We start from the raw sequence: 271 nt of genomic DNA on the forward strand, positions 1-271 counted from the left end.
ACGGTGATGATCGGGTAGATCCGGCGGGCGACACCGGGACCCCCGGTCGCCGAGTCGTCGTCAGCCGCGTCATAGAGGGCCTGCACCACCAGCGTGGTGGCCTGCTCCTCCGTCAGGTCGTCACGGAACAGCTTCTTCATCGCGCCCCGCGCGAAGACCGAGCCGGAACCCGTCGCCGCCAACTGGCGCTCCTCGCAACGGCCGCCCCTCACGTGCCACCAGAAGATCCGGCCCCCGTCCCGCTCTACGTCGTATCCCGCGCACAGAGACA

1 protein-coding gene is annotated in these 271 nt (G+C 69.4%); it reads right to left on the minus strand.

All coding sequences use genetic code 11. The features are described 5' to 3' along the window. Positions 1-212: hypothetical protein (locus MFF64_RS36890; RefSeq protein ID WP_238193997.1), on the minus strand; the 212-nt coding region annotated here is incomplete at its 3' end. Between the last annotated feature and the right edge of the window lie 59 nt (positions 213-271).

This window comes from Methylobacterium frigidaeris, from assembly GCF_022179185.1.
GTDB classification, from domain to species: Bacteria; Pseudomonadota; Alphaproteobacteria; order Rhizobiales; family Beijerinckiaceae; genus Methylobacterium; species Methylobacterium frigidaeris.